This is a genomic window from Actinokineospora lacus (genome assembly GCF_053813445.1).
This window is the reverse complement of the sequence record NZ_JBQERA010000014.1, coordinates 161,391-181,421: the sequence shown is the minus strand read 5'-3', so window position 1 is coordinate 181,421 and position 20,031 is coordinate 161,391. Positions and strand designations below refer to the sequence as shown.

The 20,031-nt window shown below is 66.0% G+C and carries 10 protein-coding genes; 5 read left to right on the top strand and 5 right to left on the bottom strand.

What is annotated here, in order from left to right; all coding sequences use genetic code 11:
- Positions 1 to 235: 235 nt before the first annotated feature.
- Positions 236 to 994 carry a transposase family protein gene (locus ACTG9Q_RS28695; RefSeq protein WP_455576039.1) on the bottom strand — a complete coding sequence of 253 codons (759 nt, stop codon included), beginning with the start codon at positions 992 to 994 and terminating at the stop codon, positions 236 to 238.
- A 538-nt stretch (positions 995 to 1,532) separates the two neighbouring features.
- Between ACTG9Q_RS28695 and ACTG9Q_RS28690 the strand changes: the two genes are divergently transcribed.
- On the top strand, positions 1,533 to 1,934 hold the full coding sequence (locus ACTG9Q_RS28690; RefSeq protein WP_455576038.1) for a hypothetical protein: 402 nt from the start codon (positions 1,533 to 1,535) through the stop codon (positions 1,932 to 1,934).
- A gap of 126 nt (positions 1,935 to 2,060) precedes the next feature.
- On the opposite strand, the gene ACTG9Q_RS28685 is transcribed toward ACTG9Q_RS28690, so the two are convergent.
- The 3 genes from ACTG9Q_RS28685 to ACTG9Q_RS28675 form a co-directional block, all read right to left on the bottom strand.
- Complete coding sequence (locus ACTG9Q_RS28685; protein WP_455576037.1) at positions 2,061 to 2,951, bottom strand: IS3 family transposase; 891 nt, start codon at positions 2,949 to 2,951, stop codon at positions 2,061 to 2,063.
- Positions 2,948 to 3,250, bottom strand: coding sequence for a transposase (locus tag ACTG9Q_RS28680; protein ID WP_455576036.1), 303 nt, complete (start codon positions 3,248 to 3,250; stop codon positions 2,948 to 2,950). Before ACTG9Q_RS28680 ends, ACTG9Q_RS28685 begins: the two co-directional genes overlap by 4 nt.
- Before the next feature lie 372 nt (positions 3,251 to 3,622).
- Positions 3,623 to 4,741: a glycoside hydrolase family 16 protein gene (locus ACTG9Q_RS28675; RefSeq protein ID WP_455576035.1), complete on the bottom strand. Its 1,119-nt coding sequence runs from the start codon at positions 4,739 to 4,741 to the stop codon at positions 3,623 to 3,625.
- Positions 4,742 to 6,512: 1,771 nt separating this feature from the next.
- Between ACTG9Q_RS28675 and ACTG9Q_RS28670 the strand changes: the two genes are divergently transcribed.
- From ACTG9Q_RS28670 to ACTG9Q_RS28660, 3 genes are all read left to right on the top strand, one after another.
- A complete protein-coding gene (locus tag ACTG9Q_RS28670) occupies positions 6,513 to 10,799 on the top strand; it encodes an NACHT domain-containing protein (protein ID WP_455576034.1) in 4,287 nt (1,428 codons plus the stop codon).
- Positions 10,800 to 11,123: 324 nt separating this feature from the next.
- Positions 11,124 to 13,571, top strand: coding sequence for a hypothetical protein (locus ACTG9Q_RS28665; protein ID WP_455576033.1), 2,448 nt, complete (start codon positions 11,124 to 11,126; stop codon positions 13,569 to 13,571).
- Between the two features lie 101 nt (positions 13,572 to 13,672).
- Complete coding sequence (locus tag ACTG9Q_RS28660) at positions 13,673 to 14,755, top strand: integrase core domain-containing protein (protein WP_455576032.1); 1,083 nt, start codon at positions 13,673 to 13,675, stop codon at positions 14,753 to 14,755.
- Positions 14,756 to 14,914: 159 nt separating this feature from the next.
- On the opposite strand, the gene ACTG9Q_RS28655 is transcribed toward ACTG9Q_RS28660, so the two are convergent.
- Positions 14,915 to 18,682, bottom strand: a complete 3,768-nt coding sequence (locus tag ACTG9Q_RS28655) for an NACHT domain-containing protein (protein ID WP_455576031.1) — start codon at positions 18,680 to 18,682, stop codon at positions 14,915 to 14,917.
- A gap of 830 nt (positions 18,683 to 19,512) precedes the next feature.
- Here ACTG9Q_RS28655 and ACTG9Q_RS28650 point away from each other — a divergent pair.
- Positions 19,513 to 20,028 (top strand): pentapeptide repeat-containing protein, encoded by a 516-nt coding sequence (locus ACTG9Q_RS28650; RefSeq protein ID WP_455576030.1) that lies wholly within the window; start codon positions 19,513 to 19,515, stop codon positions 20,026 to 20,028.
- Positions 20,029 to 20,031 lie beyond the last annotated feature (3 nt).

Genomic DNA, 20,031 nt, shown 5'->3' with positions numbered 1-20,031 from the left:
ATAGGGTTGTCTCTTGGGCGAGGTAAAGCTGAGTCGTAGTTGAGCTATCGACCACTATCGGCAGTCCGAACCGAGTTGAAGCCGCGCAACGATCGTCGTCACCGCCACTGCAGACCCTGACGTCAAGAGGTCGCCGTTTTGCGGCCGTCGAAAGCCGTCGATAACGCTGTTGCTGGAAAGCTGCGGACGTGCGGGGTGCCGGTGCCCTGAGACGTCCTGTCCGCGACCACAGTGATCAAAGGTGGTTCCTGCTGGATGCAGGTTCCATGAACCCCGGCTGGCAGGTACATGTGGCGGACGTGTAGCGCAAGCCGCGTAGCAGGGCGTTGTAGGTGCGAGTGTCGATGTCGAGTACCTGGCCATCCGCAGGCTGCTTGACCGGCGTGAACACGCCGATGCCCGCCCCGTCGTAGCCGTTGTCGGCCAGGGTGGGCAGGTCGAGTTGGGAGGCGGCCCGGTGCAGGGCGCCCAGCACGTGCTCGCGGGCCGCGGTCAGGTCGTGCGCCGAGCCGGGTTCGACGTCGCTGATCCATAGCGGGACACCGTTGGGTGCCATCAGAGCTTGGATGTTGCCGCCGTGTTCGCGTGCTTTGCCGGAGTACCAGCGGTCGATCTGTTCGCCTTTCACGCTGGTGGTCTTCTCGGCGAGGCGGTCGGTGGAGAAGATCTTGCCGTCGAGGATGATGTGGGCGAGTCCCTCGTTCTTGGCTTGTTGCAGGGCTTCGTGCAATTCCGGGGCCTGCTCGGCGAGCACGGTGATGACCTCGTCGAGGTAGCGGTAGCCGGTGGCGCGGGAGATGCTGTGGTCGCGGGCCAGTGCGGTGATGTCGGTGTTCTGGCGGAACCAGCGCAGCCCCAGTACCGCCTGTCCGTAGCAGGTCAGCGCTCTGACACCCTTGCGAGTGCCGCGTTCGCGGCGTTCGGCGTGGAGCAGGCGGCCCAGGTACTGGGCGAGTTCGCGGGGCACGTCGAGTGTGGCACGATAGGTGATCACGGGGAGCCTTCTGGTCAGGATTTGATCTTCGCAAATCCAGTCCTACCAGGGGTTCCCCGTCCTTCGTCTTCCGGGCTTCCGTGCTCTGCTGAGCGTTTACGAACTCCGCTGAGTTCTCATCGCTGGGATCGCCGTTGGTGAGATCACCTCAGTCAGCGGCTTCTTATGTACTGGTTACGACCGGCGCCGGGCCAGGCTCGGTCGAGGTGACCGTCGGGACGCTCTCACAGCGGTCCAGCACGGCGGTCACGACGCACCACCCGAGGTGCCCGCCAACGCGAGAAGCGGGATCTCTCGTGCCCATGGACGCTGACCTTCAGCAGCCGGCAGCGAAGGGGGCCCTCGCCTCGCGCTTGAACCACCTTCGTCCACACCGAGCCCACGCCGAACACGCTCGGGACGGGACCAACCGCCGATCACCCCGGGTTGCCCCAACGGTCACCGCGCCCCCAGGGCAGGGCCCGCGCATGGCGCGGCCGAACGGGTGATCTCCGCGCTTTCGCGCCCCGGGGCGGCCCAGGTCCGGATACTCGACGGCGTGGACGAGCACCCGGTGAGCCGCGAGGCGCGATTGGCTCTCGCGCGGGCAGCGGTGGCCGCCGCCCGCAGGACCAAGGTGCGCCCGCGCACAGGGTTCTGGTCCCGCTGGGCCGACAGGCTCCGCTACATCGGCGGCACCCTCTGGGAGGGAGTCAAGGAACTGCCCGCCGACATCGCACACGGCGCAGCGATGGCGGCACTGACACTGGCGCTCCTGTACCTCTGGGAGGTGGCTCCGACCCTCGGCCTGATGGCGTCATGCGCGGCCATCACCCAGTGGGTGAGGGACTTCCGCAGGCTCCGTGAGCGCAACCAGACGGCCGCGGTCATCACGGTGGTCGAACTGGCCGCGGGACCGTGCATCGCGCTGATCATCTGGTTCGCGCAGCGGTACCTCTGACCGTCCGAGTCGGGTGATTCGCTGGCAGGCACCCCACAGCACCTTTGGTGCGTCGATCGCCGAGCCGGATCGAGACCCACCAAGGTGGGGTTGACCCGTTTTGACGGACAGGGTCGATGAGTGTGGTCAGGCTACCCGGTCCACCGGGTGGTGTCGGGTGGCTTCGTAGGCGGCGGGGCTGAGGTAGCCGAGGCTGGAGTGCAGGCGGCGGGTGTTGAACCAGCCCTCGATGTATTCGAAGATCGCCTTGTGTGCCATGGTCCTGGTGGGCCAAGGCTGTGGGTCGAGCAGTTCGGTTTTGATGGTGGCGAAGAACGATTCGGCGTCGGCGTTGTCCCAGCATTGGCCCTTGCGGCCGACCGACAATCGCACGTTCAGGTCGTCGGCAAGGGTGGCGAGTTGGGCGGACGTGTATTGACAGCCCCTGTCGGAGTGAAAGATCACGCCGGGCTCGGGGCGCCGTTGGCGCACGGCGTTGTCCAGGGCCCGGGCGACGAGGTCGGTGCGCAGGTGGTCCGCGGTGGCCCAGCCGACCACGCGTCGTGAGGCGATGTCGATGACGGTGGCCAGGTAGAGCCACCCCTCCCAGGTGTGGATGTAGGTGATGTCCCCGCACCATCGTGTGTCGATATCCGTTGCGGCGCAGGCGAAATCGCGTCGGATCAGGTCCGTCGGAACGGTCGCTGCGGGGTCGGGGACGGTGGTGGTGCGCCACCGCTTCGGCGCGCGTCCCGCCCGTCCGGCCTGCCGCAGCAGTCGGGCGACGCGTTTACGAGAATGCCAATGCCCCCGGGCTCGCAGCTCGGCGTGCACCCTGGGTGCGCCGTAGGTGCCCTTGGATTCGTCGTGGATCGCGACGACCCGCGCGCTCAGGTCGGTCTCCTGTTGCGCGCGGGCGGTGGGCGCGACGGTGCGGTGGGCGTAGTAGGCGGACCGGGAGACCTTCAGCAGTGTGCACGCCCGCTGGACGTTGCCACCGCCCGCTCGCTCCGCCTCGATGAACGGGTACACGTTCACCGGATCTCCTTCGCGAAGAAAGCCGTGGCACGCCGAAGGATCTCCACGTCCTCCGACAATCGGCGGTTCTCCCGCCGCAGCCTCGCGAGTTCCTCCCGCTCGTCGGTGGTCAACCCGTCGGCGCGGGTCCCGGAGTCGCGCTCGGCCTGCACGACCCACTGCCGCACCGCGGTCTCGGTCAGGTCGAAGTCCTCCGCGACCTGACCCACCGACCGGTCACCCCGCCCGCACAGCTCCACGATCTCGGCCTTGAACTCCGGGGTGAACGACCGCCGAGGCCGCCGCTTCTTCCTGCCCATGGGCTCCATGATGGGACATCCCTCCGAGGACACGTGTCCCCTGATCTCAGATGTCCGTCAAAACGGGTCAAGCCCACAAGAGCAGCCAGCCACGACAGACCGTCGGGCTCTGGAGTTCAGATCTCGGTGTGTCGTTTCTTGACCGCTTGCGCCTCCACTTTGGCTCTACCTCGCTCGGTCCCGAGCGCGACCCTGATGGCGAACTCGTCGTCGTGGTCATCACGGTGCTGGGTCCGCACGAGTGCTGGTGCCGGACCTGCCCCGGGCCCGCGGGGACTGGCCCGCGGACCGGGCAGGCTGTCAGCCGCACGCGAGGCAGCAGTTCGTCAGCTGGGCGCGGCGCCTGGGATCTTGGCGCCGCGCCCGCGACAGCTAGCGCCAGACGCGGATCCAGTCCACCGACATCCGGTAGCCGCTCGTGCTTCCCTGGGCCTTGAGCGTCTCGTACTCTTCGCCCTCGTTGACAAGTAGGCTCAGCAGGACCTCACCGGGAACCGTCGCGACAGGTGCGTCGGTGATGGCGCCGACCCGTTGGTTGTCGATGAAGAACACGTACTGGTTCGACGCCCAGTACCCGGAGTAGGTGTGGTAGTCGTTCCACCAGCTGCCGTTGGCCCCACCGGTGAAGTTTTCCTGGAACACCGGCAGGCTGCCCACAGCGGCCCCGGTCCAAGTGTTGCCCAGGATCTGACTGCCATCCGGCGTGTGAAGGGTGTGCTGGATCCTCTGGCTCTCGACGCCGCCGGTGCCGGTCTGGCGCTCCCCGAAGAACTCGGCGACGTCGAACTCACCGCCACCCGGCCCGTAGCCGCTCTGCCACCACAGGGCACCGTGGGCGCCCTTGGGTCGATGGAACTTGATGCGTGCCTCGATGTGCCCGTTGACGACTCCCAGGTTCCCGGCCGAGATGTGCGGAACCTTGAAACGCGGCTGCCCGTCAGGCCCTAACCCGTCGGCGACCAACCCGAAGTGCGCGGCGCCCGTGCCGTCGAACGTGATCGCATCCCAGGACGCCTTGGTGTGTTCGCGTCCGGCGACCCCGTAGTCAAGGTGGTTGGACCGCAGGGCCCACTTGGGCTGCATCTGGTCGGTGCTGCCGTAGTCGAACGAGTCCCACAGGCGCAGGGACTTGACGGTGAAGTCGCCCCAGGAGACAGGCCGGTAGGTATCCACGCCCACGACCTGCTTCGCGCTGAAGAAGCGGAAAGTCGTGATGACCGACACGGTGCTCGTCATCGCGAAGTTGCCCGCGGCGTCGGTCACGGCTCCCTGGACGAACGTCGACGTCCCATCGGCGTTCACCCGATAAAGGCTCACCGTCCGCCCGGCAGCCGCGGGCTGCACCCGCCCGGACAACACCACCTGCTGATTCCCGCTGTTCGTGAACTCCGGGGTGCTGACACCCGAGAAATAGCTGTCGTAAACCGCCGCATGGGCAGGCGACGCCAGCGCGACCACCATGACACCTGTCACACCCATCGCCAGCAACAAGGTTTTAAGTCTACGCATCAGCGTTGTCGACTCCTAAAACTGATTGTTGTTCAAGCATGCATGATCATCGAATATACCCAACGACGATCCTTGCTTTTCTACGGCTGCACCATTGACCGGGAGCCGATTCGATCGTACGTGACTTGACATCTACTTCCAAAGCTCGCGGAGCACATCAGCCGAATGGCCGAACGGGGCCGCCCCGCGACAGTCGAGCGAAAGCAAGGGCCAGCTTTCACCATCACGGCAGGTGGGACAGCACCCACGAGACTCCAAGCCGCGATCTTTCGTTGATCAAGCTCCACCTCACACGCCGCCGACACCCACCTGCGCGATCGCACTGAGATCCGGAGGTTGTCCACTGGCTCCCTCCGTGGCCAACCGTCTACCGATGCTTTACCGCAGAGGGCGGTTCGGCGTCGAGCCGAGACATGATCAGGTTGCGCCCGACGAAGCGGCTCTCGACGCAGCATGTGCAGAAGAACATCCGTGGGGGACGTGGACCCACACGTGAGCAGCACCGTAGTGGTCGGAACACATGACTAAGTTGGCCAGTTCGGCGAACCAGCCAGCGTTCGGCCAGGTTAAGCCAGGAGCCACTGGTCCGATACCCGCACCCGAACCGCCAAGCGATCACCGATGCGGGTGACCTGCTCTCGGCCCAGTGCAAGCCCTGCGCGGTCCCCGACTGCGCTCAGTCGGACCCGTCCAACACATGTCCAACACCGCTGGTTCCCCATTTGGCCCAAAGTGACCGGGGAACAATCATAGCCATGATCAGGTCAGAAAAGCCGAAAGCCCTCCTACCTGGGATTACTCCGAGACGGGAGCGCTTTCACAGACCGTCGGGCTGACAGAATTTGAACCTGCGACCCTTGGCCCCAGCGGCGCCCTAATCAAGCCATGACCTGCGGGAATATAGATCAACACTCTTGACTCACGCCCGTTACGGTCGGCTCGGCGCACTTGACGTCTGCTCAAGTGTTCTCGCATCTCCAGTTTCGCTCCTCCTGGGCACCCGAGATTCGGACGTTGTTCGAGCTCCGCTCGCCGCGAGTCCAGAAGCTGCTTGCCTACTGAACGGCTCCGGACGGATGCGGCTGAGCCCGCGCTTGACGGCAAAGCGGATGTTCGTTGATCGGCGTACATCTCAGCGCAATCCAGCCGACTGAAGGACTGTGGACCGCCTACATGTGGTCGGGGGTGTCTGGTGGTTCGCCGGAAGCCGGTCAGTAACGACAACACCGTCGAAGGCGATCTTGAGAGCGTTCCGGTCGCGGGTGACTGACACGGACACCACGACGGCGCAGACCACGGGCGCAAAGCACCGACCCCGATCAGTTCGTTTCGTCCGCGGCGCGGCGTCCACCGTTGCCGGACCCAGTACGGCAGGCAGTCGGAACCGGAGCATGTCGTGTCGTCCAGATGTGGTGTCGCGGCGTGTCGGGAGAGTTTTGGGCGAGGTTGGTGCGATAAGTGTGGGATGGCAGGCGGTTTGGACTTCGGGGCCCGTGTCGAGCGGCGACTTCGTGTGCGTCAGGGCGGTGAGGGTGGGGATCCACCGTTCCTGCTGGACGCGGATGGGTTTCTGCCAGATGACTCGGTGGTCGGGCAGAACCAGCTGGTGCCTGCGGGTGCTGCGCTGCGAGATGGTGGAGCGTTGGTCTTGCTAGGCGAGCCTGGTGCGGGTAAGACGACGATGTTCGCGTCGGTGACGGGTGCGTCTGAGCGGACGCTCCCCCCGTTGCCGGGCGAGCCCGGGTGCGTGTGGGTGACCGGTTCGGACCTGGTGGACACTGCGTCGATCCGTGAGTGTCTGACCAACCACTTGACCGCGCTTCCCGCAAAGGGGGACGGCCCGGGGCCGGAGCTTGTGGTGGTGCTTGACCAGCTCGACGAGTGCACGGTCCCGCAGACGTTGCCCCGTCAGATAGAGAGGTCGCTGGCCGGACGTGACACGAGCGGACTGCGGTTGTTGGTGGCGTGTCGTACTGCCGAGTATCCGCCGCGGTTGACGCAGGTTCTGCTAGGGGCGTTCACGTCGTGTTTGGTGGCGGATCTGGCTCCGTTGCGGCGGGAGGACGCGGCGAGGCTGGTGGAGAGCACGGGTGTGCCGTCCGGGGATTTCCTGGACGCGGTGGTGGAGAACCGGGCAGGTGTGTTGGCGGGCAATCCGTTGACGTTGAAGGTGCTGCTCGCGGCGTACCGGCACCGTCCGGAGGAGTTGGGTGGCGGGCCCGCAAGGTTATTCGAGCTCGGGGTCGCCGGGCTCCTCGAGGAGCCCGACCGGGACCGGCAGCATTCCGAGGTGACGAGCGCGGATCAGCGGCTGGTGATCGCGTCGAGGATCGCCGCGTACATACTGTTGTGCGGTCAACGGACGTTGTGGACGGGTGACCGGGCCGGGATGGGCGGACACGACGTCCCGTCAGACGCGGCCTGCGGGGGCCGGGAGACGAGCGGGGCGGGCGGGTTCGAGGTCACTCCGCAGGCGGTGCAGGAGACCCTGCGGACGGCGTTGTTCACCCGTACCGGCGAGAACCGCGTGGCTTTCGCGCATTCGTCCTTCGCCGCCTACCTGGCCGCCCTCCACCTTGCGACCCGGCTGCGAGGGCACGGCAAGGCAGCGCAGCGCCAGCTTGCCAGCGTCTTCGTGGTGACCGTGCCCGAGGACGACGCGGCCAGCATCCCGGGCTACCTCCACGAGACCGCCGCGTGGCTGCTCGCACACGCCCCCAGCGAGGCGCGGTGGCTTGTCCGTGCCGACCCGGAGGGCCTGGCCGCGCACAGCGCCTACTTCACCAGTCCCGACGTGCGGGCGCAGTTAGTCGAGAGCCTGCTGGACCGCGCGGTGAGCATCGAACTGACCGACAGGGCGTGGCAGCGGACTCGCTGGCAGCTCGACCACGCCGGCCTGGCAGCACAGATCCAGGCGGTGTTCCAGGACACCGGCTTCGACGCTTCCGACACCAAGCGACTGGCCAGGACGAGGCTTGCGGTGCGTTTCGCCCACGACGCGGGCATCGAGGAACTGGTCCCGTCCCTGGTCGGTGTGGCGGTGGCGCCTGAGTGGCCGCTGGACCTGCGGTGGAGTGCCGCCTATGCGGCCATGGAGACCGGTCCCGGACAAGCCGGTCCGCGGCTCCGCGACCTTCTGGTCTCTCTTGCACTGGCCGACAGCACAAGCCCACATGGTGGTGGCGCGGACTCCAGTAATGACCAGCAGGAGTTGGTCACGGAACTCGTGGACCTGTTGTGGCCGGACTACCTGACCTTCGTCGAGGCCGCACCGCACATCGTTCCCGTTCCCGAAGGCAGCGCCGGGCACCTAAGTGAGTGGCGGCTGCGCCGGTTCGTCGCCGGTGTCGCCGACGCCGATGTCGGCATGCTCGTGCAGCACGTCGAGGACGTTCTCACCGTTGTCGGTGTGGACCTGGACCGGCGGTCCTCAGACACCGACCTCGACGACCACGAGGACGTCGGCATCAGCCCCGTGGCAGGGGCGGCTCTCGACCGGGAGACTGTTCTGGACTTCCTCGCCCCTCTCATCGACCGGGTCTTGTCGGCCCGTGACGTGGCCGGACACCTGCCGCGCATCGCGCGAGTCATCACGTGGGCCATGCAGGCCGCCGACCGGCTCCCGATGCCGTCCGCGGCCAGCGCGGCGGACGCTGACAGCTGCCCGGCTGAAACCACCGCGCTGTTCCGACGCTCGCTGGCCGAAGCCCTGGTGCGGTCCTTCGTCGAACGCACCGACAGCTTTATCTCCTACTACGCACACCTGATCACAGCACACTGGAAACACCCCGCCAACTGGGTGTCACGCCCGCTAGACAAGAAACCGCAGGGTGAACGCATCAACCTTCTGGACAACGACGACTTCTCCTGGGCACTGAGCCGGGTCGACCACCACCGCGCGTCAGGCGACTCCGCGATGGCCGACGCCATGGGATCCCTGGCGGGCCGGATCGGGGACTTCTCCGACCGCGGCACCTTCGATCTCGCCTACCAGCGCAAAGACACCCCGGAATGGGACCACCTGCGCCACGTCTACGAGCCCGTCGTCCTCGACAGCTCTCTGGCCAGGGCGATGCGCAGGAGCCAGGACAGGCCGTGGGCCGGGCTCGACAGCTTCACGGCGATGCAGAACACCAGGTTGCAAGCGGCAGTCGACGGTGACACCAACGCGTTCTGGACGCTGGTGAAAGACCTCGCCGTCGACCTCGAGAAAGGCCAGTACACCTCTGTCAGCACTTGGCGGCTCACTGCTTTCCCCGCCGCCAGCCTCTGGCCCGAAGAGCACCTGCGCGCACAACTGACCGCAGCAGCACCCACCTACCTGCGCAACGAGCACGACCGCCGGTCAACCTGGCTGGGACTTCCGAAGGTCAGCTACGTAGCCGATGCCGGGTTTGCCGCCCTGGCGCTTCTGTACGACTCAGGACAACTGGACAGCCTTCCCGACTCACGTTGGGAGGCTTGGGCGGGGGCGATCCTCGACAACGTTGGGCGGCGGCGCTCGTCGGAGAGCGCAATGTACGACACCCTGCTGGGAAGGGCGATGCAGCACGCGCCCGAAGCACTCGGCAGCGCCCTGGCCCAGATGATCCGGACGCCCCTGTCACGCAGCCAAACCCCGCCGCAACTCCCGCCGCTGCCCCATACACTCGTCCCACTGATCGCCGAGTTGGCCGCAGAGGTACTCACCGCCCTCAAACAACACACGATCGTCGACAACCCGGGCTCAGAGCCCGAATCCAACCGCATCGTCACCGTTGGACCGGTTGTCCTGCCGTCCACAAAGGCAGGTCGAGACGCCGCGTTCTCCGCCTGGACCAAACTGATCCGCCTAACACTAAACGCTGGCGATCCGGCTGCGATCAACTCCGCCCTGACAACGTTAAACGACGCTGAGGGTGATCTTCCGGATGTCCGATTGAGACTGGCAGTGTGCGCCGCTTCCGCGCTCCTGCATGCCGACGCTCGGAGCCACTGGAGCGGTGTGCACGCGCAGATCGTCACGCGCCTCGACTTCGCCGACCGACTGGCCCGACACTTCGCGGACGGCTACTCCCGCCCACTCGTCGCCGATGAACTCCCCGACCGGGCACTGCTCCAAGCACACCGATGGCTCGCCGCGATCGTCGAGCCCGCACCCCCTGTCCGCCGCCGAGGCGTGTACACGCTCACCGCAGACGACCGCATCCGCCAGTGGAGCCACGACATCCTCGCCGAACTCGCCCGCCGAGGCACCGACGACGCCATCCGCGGTCTCCGGGAACTCACCCGAGAACACCCCGATAGCCAGGTCTACAAAGGCGTCCTCATCGTCGCCCGCCGCAACCACGCCGACTCCGTCAGCCCATTACGCCACACCGACGTGACCACCCTCCTCACCGACACCGCCCGCCGTATCGTCAACACCACACCCCAACTGGCCCAGCTCATCCTCGACACCCTCCACGATATCCAAAACGACCTCCACACCCACGGCAACCTCCTCTGGGACAGCGAACGCACACCCCGCCCACCCGGCACCACAGGACACCGACCACCACCCACTTGGCGCCCCAAACCCGAAGGTGCCCTCGCCGCTTACACCACCCTCCAACTCACACTCAGACTCCAACACCACCCCGTCGTCATCAACCGCGAAGTCATGATCCATCCCACCGACGCAGGCGACTCAGGCGAACGCCCCGACATCCTCGTCACCGCCAACCCACTCCACAACGACACCACCACCGACACCCTCACACTCCCCATCGAGATCAAAGGCGCCTGGCACTCCTACCTCCACACAGCACAACAAGACCAACTCGCCAACCGCTACCTCCCCGACCTCAACACCGACACCGGCATCTACCTCATCGGCTGGTACCCCATCGACCACTGGAACGCCCCCGACGACCCCCGACACCGCACAGCCCGCCGAAACAGTCCCCCCACCGAACTGCTCCACCAACTCACACAACAAGCACAAACCATCTTCACCGAGACCGGCAGACGAACCCACCCCCACATCATCACAATCCCCCGCGCCACCAAGCCCAGCTGAACGAAGACGTGGTAATCATGGCGAGCATGTCGATGAACAGTGTGGATGAGGCCCGGCAGGCGCTAAGACTCCTTTCAGAATGACTGGAGTCGTCGGTATGCCGGTGGGTGCGGGCGGAGTGTGTGTCCAGCCGGGGAGGCCGGTGGCTCGCGTTCCGGGTGCGGGTGTGGTACCGAAGATGCTGGTCACCAACCCGATCCAGGTAACAACCGCCTCGGGTTATCGGCGAAGCTCAACGCGGCAAGAAAATTGTCAACCTCGCGCATCGCGTGTCGGTTTCGGGTTGAGTACACACAATGATGTACTTGGTTGATGCTGGACTCGATGGGCGAGCCGTACGCGGTGGTGCGGATGGGACTGCGCGCACCGCGGATTGCGGTGGTGTTCGACGCCGACCATGCGGACTGGTCGTTCCTGGTCCGGCGGGCCGCGTTCCTGTCGTGTCAACGGTGGGGAGGAGCAGGATTCGCCCTCGTACCGCATCGGTCAGGTGTGGTTGACCCGGTCGCGTTGCGGGCGTGTGCCGCCTACGACCCTGATCATGTGCTGGCGATGCCTTGGCGAGTTGGCGATTTACAGATGCCGAAGCAAGCTACTGCTGGGGGCAATGACTTCATTGAGATCGAGTCCCCAGACGATCAGAGTGTCGGGGCGACTGCGGAGGATGAGCTGGCAAGGGAGCAAGCCTTCGCGGTCTGTTCCAGCTACCGCCGGCCGCTAGAACTCTCCGATTTCGATCGGGGCTGGGACGAGGTGCATATCTGGCTCGATGAGCACAGCCCGGCTCAGGAATCGCTTCCCGGAAACGGGGCGCCAGCCGCCTTGGCGTGTCCGCCGTCGTGGGGTGGTTTGCTGGGTGCAGCTGCGGCTGGCTGGGTAGGTGCTGTCGAGCGCCCGGTTCGAGCTGTCGGCGAGGTCGTTCTCGATGAGGACCCCCTCGCAGCCTGCGCCGTGTGGCTGCTCGGCGGCAGAGGGGACGACCTTCCGCGTGAACTGATCCATTTCTTCAACGGGGTCCACACCGGAGCTCTGACCAGTGAGTTGCCCGGCGCGCACGACGGGACCTTGACGGGGTTGAGTGTGATCCACCAAGGCCACGACCGTCGAGTGCCGTGGCTTGTCGTGCTCGGAGATCAACCAGAGGACTTTGCCCTGGCCCGATCGTGGAAGTTGATCCATGGCAACGGCTATTGGCTGCCTTACAAACTTGCGGAACCAGGTAGCACGGCGGAGGCGCGCGTGCAGCTGCAACTGAGCACCCTGGTAAATCATGCGGGTCGAATGGGGGCTCCGCTGGTCTTCACGTCGACCAGTCGACCGGCCGAGGATCTAGCGGGCGAAGCCGCTCGTCTGATTCCATCGCAACCCAACACCACGCGGCAAAGACGTTCGAGGCAGGCAGAAGTCTGCTTGCCGGAGGATCTTGACTGGAGGCAACGTCGACGTGTCCACTTCGGGGTGACTGGCCAGTTCGAATCCTCGTACCCCGTCCCCGTCTCGACCACGGCGACCGGGACGCGAACCATGATGGCGCCGTTGCCCGCTCCGCTGCTCACAGATCCCGCCCTCGCCGTGCTCGATCTTCCCATCCATGTCGACATCGCATGGGACGGTCCGCCGTCGGTCGTGGGGAAGGGCATTCTCGGTCATCACCTGCGCTCGCCCGCCACCGACGAATGGCTGACCTGGATCAGATCGAGCAGGGCAGGCACCTCGTTCCAAGCCCAGCGCTTCGACATGGTCTTCCCCGGTATGCAGGCAGAGGCCAGGACAGCGCGGCCCTGCCTACGTGACCTGGGCCTGCGCGACTGGGTCGAAGCGATCTGCGCGGACAACGACCTTACTGTTCGCACCAGCCCCGCGGGCCATCACGGTGCTCACCTCACCCGGATGCTTGGCAGTCGCACCGCGTTCGTGGATCTGTTTTCTGGACCGCTGCTTGCCGCCATGCGTGCGATGCGCCCGACAGCCACATCAACCCCCGATGCCTATCCAGTGCGAGACAACGTTTGCGATGGCATCCGCATTGGTAACCTCCGCGGCTGCCTGACCTTCGACGGCGTCCACAACCTCACCCTTGAACTGTCCCCCGAACAGACACGAGACCTGCTCGACTCGGCCCTCGACGCGGACGTGCTACGCAGAGGTCACGTCCTGCAGTGCAGCGTCTGCAACCGAACCCAGTTCATCCAGGTCGACCACTTGGGCCAACGCTGGACCTGCCAACGCTGTGAATCTGTCAACAGTTTGAACCACGCGGCATGGATCCCTCGTACCAACGAACCGATCTGGTTCTACGACCTACACCCAGTCGGCCACAATCTACTCGCCAATAACGGCGAAGTTCCTGCTCTTCTCTCCGCACACTTGCGAAACGAGGGCCGACTGTGCGACATCGACGAGATCGAGATACTGCGAGCCGGGGTGGCGGAGGTCGAACTTGACCTCGTCGCACACATCAACAACGATCTCATCGTCGCAGAATGCAAGAGCACGGGAAATCTCGGAGTCGACGGACGCAGAAGCAACTTGCGAGAAATCTACAAAAAGTGTAGAGCTGCGAAGATTCTTCGCGCCGACTTACTAATCTTTGCAACATCCGCATCGCAGTGGCAAGAGAAGACTGTCGACTGGATAAGGGAAGCCGTAGGACAGTTTGACTTCGGCTCACTAGGACCACCCAGAGTTCAACTCGTTGAGAATCTGGACTGCAGCATTCAGCGACGACTTGAAGATCAGGCGCAAACGCCGCGAACCATACACTTGCGTTAATCTTGTTTTTGTCCTGTTCGGCGGGATTGATGCTGTGCCGCTCGAAAAGTCGTCGCCGCTGGTGGAGTCAGGCGGTGTCACTGTGTTGGGAGCATGGCCTGGTGATCGTGTCCCTGCTCTACAAGGTGACCAGGAAGCTGCTGTCTATCCCGTCGGTGCTCCTGCGCAGCGAGGCGGTCAAGGATGCCGAGTTGCTTGTGCTGCGGCACGAGAACGCGATACTGCGACGGCAACTGACGGGTCCGGTCCGCTACGAGCCCGCTGACCGGTTCTGGTTCGCCGCTTTGTCCGGGTTGGTGGATCGTCGCCGTTGGCGGGAGGTCTTCCCGGTCACGCCGGGCGCCCTGCTGGTCTGGCATCGTAGGTTCATCGCTCGTAAGTGGGACTGCTCCGCACATCGACGCATCGGCCGTCCGCCAACACGAGCAGCGATCACGACGCTCGTAGTGCGGCTTGCCAAAGAGAACTCCCGGTGGGGACATCGCCGCGTTCACGGTGAACTGGTCAGGCTCGGCCACCGCATCGCCCCCTCGACGGTCTGGCAGATCCTGCACGACGCGGGCATCGACCCGGCACCACGCCGCACCGGCCCCACCTGGCGGGAGTTCCTCACCGCCCAAGCCGAGGGCATCATCGCCGCGGACTTCTTCCACCTCGACACCGTGCTCGGCACACGCCTCTACGCACTGGCCTTTCTCGAACACGGCACCCGGCGCCTGCACATCACCGGCGTCACCGCCCACCCGACCCAGGCATGGACAGCGCAACAGGCCAGAAACCTCGCCGCCGACCTCGGCACCCGCATCGAGTCCCTGCGCTTCCTGCTCCGCGACCGCGACGCCAAGTACGGCCCGACCTTCGACACCGTCTTCCACGCCGACGACCTGCGCGTCATCACCAGCGCGCCACAAGCGCCCCGGATGAACGCCCACTGCGAACGAGTCATCGGCACCATCCGACGCGAACTCCTCGACCACATTCTGATCATCAGCGAAGCCCACGCACGTCGGATCCTCACAACTTACGAAGACCACTACAACCGACACAGACCCCACCAAGCCCGCGACCAACTACCACCCGCAGACCAGCAACACCCCGCCGCAGTACACGACCCCGACACCAGCAGAGTGCTCCGCACCCGCATCCTCGGCGGACTCATCAACGAGTACAGACATGCCGCTTGACCAGCAGCGACGACTTTTCGAGCGGCACAGGATATGCCGTGTGCTCAGGGGCGGCCGCTGGTTTCGCAGTTATGGGCTTGTCCGGAGTAGGTGTAGAGGTCGTTACCGGCACCGCAGTCGATGGTCATGTCCCGCCCAACCCAACCATGCACGAGGTCGTCAGGGGAACCAGTCGAGTTTGTCGGCGATGGTGGCTAGCGGCGGGTGTGTTCGTTTCGCGGACACCGCTGCGGTGCAGACGAGTACCCAGTCGTCGCTGATGTCGCTGCAGTGGGCCAAGCCGAGGTGGGCAACGGCGTCGTCGACCTCGGGCTCGAGGAACTCGTCGGAGAAGGGGAGCGGTCCGCAGGCGCGTAGGGCCGCGATGATCTGTGCCAGGTCGGTGTGGGTTAGGGCTCGCCTGCGTAGTGAGGACACGGCAGGCCAGTTGGCGGCCCCGGTGTCGATCATGGCGATCACGGCCGCGTCGGGCGCTTGGAGAAGGGCGTCGGCATGCGTGCCGCCGCTGGTGCTGTGGTGCGCGAGTGCCAGTGCTGTTGTCGGGTCCAACGTTGCGGCGTGCTCGTGTAGCAGCGCCGACGGCAGTGCTCGGGCGACGCCTGCATAGCCGAGTCGGCTATTGGCCTGAAGCATCGCCCGCCCGAGTAGGGCGGGCAGGCCAGTCATTGTGTCCTCGAGCAGGTCCAGGCAGTCGGCGACGACATCGACATGGGCGACGCCGAGCAGAGCCAGTGCCCAGGCCGCGCGATCCAGCGGTTCGGTGAGCGCGCTGGCGTGCTCGCGCCACCATGCGGTGTCCGAGCGGCGGCGGCGTGTCTGCTCGATCATCTGTCCGTAGTCGGCGCGGGGGCCGAAGGCGGGCGCGCCGGGGGTGATGTCGCCTCCGGTGACGAAATCTTCGGTGGAGGCGGCTGCGCCGATGACTGCGATCTCGGTGGCCAGCAGGCTGGGCCCGTGTATAGCGGCCAGCGCGCGGGCGGTGTTGCCCCACACCGATGTGGTGCCTTTCTGGCCTTTGCCGACGCGGCGCGCGCGGCGCAGCGCCTCGTATCGGCTGTCGCGGTGGACAAGTCGGTCCATCACGGCGGTGATGGGGCGAGGTCTGCTCGCGGCCAGGACCGAGGGCAGGCCGTCGTGCGGCCACACCATGATCACGTCCCTCGTAGTACTGGTGGAAGCTAGACCGAGGAACCGGGCGGGAGCGGCGACACGCAGTAGGTCGGCTGCCTCACCCGGAGCCAGCACGGTGTCGCCAGCATCCCTGCCGTCGCTGCTGTCGCTGCAGTGACCGTCGAGCACCGCGCGTAGCAGCGCCGCGGTGGCCGGTGACGATTCGGGAATCGCCACGCCAGCGTCGAGGGCTGCTGCGGCGGCGTCTGGATCGCGCAGCGTCAGCCGCTCGGAGAGCTCGGCGGGCAGGCGGGTGCCCGCGGCGTGAGCGATGCCCAGCCGCAGCCAGCTCGCTTCGTGGTCGGTGCCCGCAGCGTCGGCTAGATGCTGCTGCCACCAGGTGTCGAACTCGGTGATGTCGGCGGTGTCGACGGCGTTGCCGCTGTGGGCGGCGGCCAGCAATTGGGTGCGCAGCAGGTGCATGGGCCGTTCCGGCGCCTGGGTGATCATCGCGCAGTGGACGCGAGTCAGGTCCGTCGCCCCCCGCTCGACGGCCAGCTTGGGGGCCGCGCCTTGGCTCACGTCGTGCAGTAGCAGGTGTGTGCTGAGGTCGTCGGCCAGCAGCGCGGCGACCGCGGCACGTGAGTGCGGCCGCGGGGTGAACACCCCGTCTGCGAGCAGCTGCCAGGTCAGTGTCCGCAGGTGTCCCGGCGGGGATCCAACCGTGTCAGCGGTGTCGGTGAACTCGTCGGTGAGCACGGCTGCGAGGGCGGGCAGTTCGCTGACCTTGCAGCACCCGGCGTAGAAGCGGCACACGTTGGCCCAGTACGGGCGGCGCACCATCTCGGCGAAGACCTGCGAGGAGTCGAAGAGCCGCTGACCGCTGCCAGCGACCTGGTAGGCGTGTTTGGCGGCGAAGTATTCCTGCACCGGTTGCACGTCGAACTCGAAGCTGCCCTGCTGTTTGCTGGTCAACGCCCACACCCGGTCGGTGACCGCGGTGAACAGCTCCTCAACCATGCCGGCGTCCTTGCCGACCCCGATGAGGTAATCGGCGATGGCGACCTTGAGTCGCCGCACGCTCAACCGTCCGTCGCCGTTCGCGCTCTCCGCCCGTGACTGCAGGTACCATCCCAGGTGCGCGGTGACCTCCTCCAAGTCCTTGCGGTGGCGTGCCACGGCGGGGGTCTTGCCCGCCTCACGGTCGAGGAAGGTCTCCATGAACGACTCGTAGAGTTCGGTGCGCGCGTCGGGAATGGACTCTCCGCGCTTCTGGATCAAGTGCAGCAGGATGGTTAGCTGCATCGGGTTCTCCGAGAGCTGGGCGATATGCGGCTGCGCCGAGCGTGCCCGGAAAATCCGCGCCAACGCCGCCCGGTCGGCGGCACTCAGGCCCCGGGCCGCCGCCCAACGGTCCAGATACTCCTCGCGCAACTGCGCGCCCAACGGCATTAAGGCAAGCGTCTCGAACGTAGCGCCCGATGGCTCGGGCAGCGCCGCGGCGCTCGGTCGCGCCGTCACGACCACCCGCGCCGGCCACCGGCAGCTGCGCAGCCTCGCGGACACCTTCTCGATCTCGGACACGACTCGGGCCCGCACCTCGATTTGGGCGATTTCGTCGAGTCCGTCGAAGACCAGCAGCAGCGGGAACCGGTCGACGATCTCGTGCACCGTCGCCACGTCCACCGCACGCCCACCGCTGAGAGCGTGCAGCCAGTCGACCAGAAACATCTCCACCGACCTCGCCCGCCGTGGCTGCGGCCTGCGAGCATCGGGCGACTCGGCGGCGAACGGGTTGTATCCGCGCAGCCAACCGGCGTAGTCGCGCAGGTCGATACGCAACGGCACCCGCGGCTGCTGCACACCATCCATCCGCCTGCGCGCTCTGTCGGAGGCATCGGCAGCGTCGCCGCGGCCGGTCTCGGCCAGTAGCTTCTCCCGATGTGCTTGGCACACGTACTGGGCCAGGGTCGACTTGCCCTGTCCCGGGGCACCCAACACCAAGGTCATCGGGAATGTGGCGCGTGTGCGGTCCTCGTCGAGCAGGTAGGCCGCCGCGCCTCCCACCTCGCCCAGCAGCGATGCTTTCTCTTCCAGGGAGAAGCGCGCGGACCGGTTGATCGGCACGGCCACGCGCTCGGCGCCGACATCTACAAACAAGTCCTCCAGTGCGTGGGTATCGAGGTCGACCTGCTTGAACTTGACGCGCGCGTCCTGCTCCCACTGGGCGGCGACGACCTTGAGCAGCAACTCCCGCAGCTGCTCCTCGTGCTCGGCGCGCTCGGGCGCGCGCAGAAGATAGCCGATCAGATCATGCCCGGCGAGCATGTCCGCATAGGCCCACAGCAACTGCTGGGGCGCGGCCTCCAGCCGAGCGTCTAGGTCATGGCGCCACCAGCAAGCCATCCGCACGCCCAGCCTGCGCCCGTGCTCCTCCAGCCGCGCCTGCAACTGGTCGATGCCACCTTGGCGCGGCACCGCCGTGCCCGGCACGCTGGTGATGAGGATGTACTCGGTGGCCCCTTCGTTGACCAGCCGCGCGATATTGACAGACTCTTCGCGTATGGCCGCATCCAACCAAGCCGCCGGATTGCGCACCGGGTTCGCCGACCACTTCACCTGGTAGACGATCAACCCGCCCTCGGTCCGACGCAGCGCGTCCCGGCCACCGTCGCGGTGCCCCACCGGCATGCACACCGTGTCCGGGAAAAGATGCGCCAACAGCGCGTTGCACAGCCGCTGAAAACCCTTCTCCTGTAGCCGCTCGTAGAGAAACCGACCCAGCGGGACACCAATAGGAACCTGTGCCCCCGGCACCTGCCGACTCCGGCGGCTGTCGGAGCCCCCACGCGAGCCAGAACCCGGACGACCCCCACGAGTATCCACCCGAACACCCTAACCAGCCATGGCCCCATGGCTACCGCCGCCACGAGCGGAATCGACAGCTTCGGATACCCGTGGCTGCCATCGGCGTGAACTCCTTGTGCAGGGCGACCTGCGCCTCACCCAACTCGTTCGCTGATGCCCCCTCCGCTTAACCGCTTAGGGCTATTCGAGTGGCCATCATGGCCGCTTGGTTGACGTATCCGCCAACCACCTCCCGCTTGTAATCACCCCACCTCTCGCCGAGCAGAGAACTGACGAACTGCTCCGCCAGTTGGTCGCTCATTCAAGCGGCAGCGCCAGCGGACGGCGTGGGTGCGAAGTTGCCGTATTCGGTAATCACCCCAACCGGGGTGATCGGCGGGTCGAACTCCAGGAAGACCGGGATGGGGCCCGCGGATTCTGTGCCACGCCGAAAAGATCTCCTTCTCGGCCACGGAATGGGCCCCCTGAGCTACATCGTTCGGAACGGATCAGGAAGGGCATCCCGGGGGCGAACGAGCAGGTAGACGGCGGTCCCCACGCCCCAGGCCCACGTAGCGGGCCCGGAACGGGAAGGTGGGCTTCGGCGGACCGAGCCAGACAGCGTCGACCCGGTAGACCTCGTCGTCAGTGCGCTCACACGGCCGAGGCCGCCGCCGAGCCGCTCCACGTAGCCGTTCGGAAACGATCGCCAGCCGAACGCGAACAGCTTGCTGGCCGACATGGCATCGGTCCTAGAGACGGCGTTCGGAAACCCTGCTCGGCTGGTACAGCGATGATCAGTGGGTGACGAGTTCCCGGTTCCGCAGCCCGAGCGCCCGCCCGCGCCGATGAAGCCGCCCTCTAGAGGCGCGATCGCCGCCGCGGTGGGCGGGGTCGCCCACCACCTGCGCCCCGGCGACGACCCCGACGATCTAGTCGACACCTTCTGGAAGGACATCGACCTCGATCTCACCGGCACCACCCTGATCGACCTGGACCTCACTGCCTGCGCGATCCGCTCTGGCAATTTCGGGTGGGCCTCGTTTAGCGGCGACGTCTGGTTTGACAAGGCGTCGTTCAGCGGTGACGCCTGGTTCGACGAGGCCACGTTCAGCGGCACCGCCGGGTTCCGTGAGGCCACGTTTGGCGGTACCGCCTGGTTCGCTGAGACCACGTTGCCGAGTACCCGCTATGAGGTCCCCTGGACGCCGTCGCCGTGGACAAGCTTCTCGGGCGCTCGCTTCGAGCAGGGTGTGCCCGCTGAGGTGGTTGGGTTTGTGTCTGCGGAAGGAGACGGGCAGGGCTCGGAGCACTGATCA